We start from the raw sequence: 229 nt of genomic DNA on the forward strand, positions 1-229 counted from the left end.
CGTTAAGCCGCAGGAACGAAGCGAGGAGCTTATGAAAGCCCTGGATGGCATAAACCATTCAGGGCTCGGGAGGGTCTGGTTTGCTGGCCGCGGAATTGCACCAGAATGGCAAATGAAAAGAGAGATGCTTTCTCCGGCATACACGACCAGGTGGTCCGATATCCCCAAAGCCTCAATTTGAGTATCAGAAGAGGCCTTTCATTTTGACCCGGGCCTCTTCCAGTCGACG

At 53.3% G+C, this 229-nt stretch carries 1 protein-coding gene; it reads left to right on the forward strand.

Translation table 11 applies throughout. The features are described 5' to 3' along the window. Window positions 1-181 (forward strand): DUF4113 domain-containing protein (locus RTW80_RS31160; protein WP_312722150.1); only part of this gene is annotated, 181 nt, incomplete at its 5' end. Window positions 182-229: the final 48 nt, after the last annotated feature.

This window comes from Escherichia sp. AM3 (assembly GCF_032029835.1).
Lineage (GTDB): Bacteria > Pseudomonadota > Gammaproteobacteria > Enterobacterales > Enterobacteriaceae > Escherichia > Escherichia coli.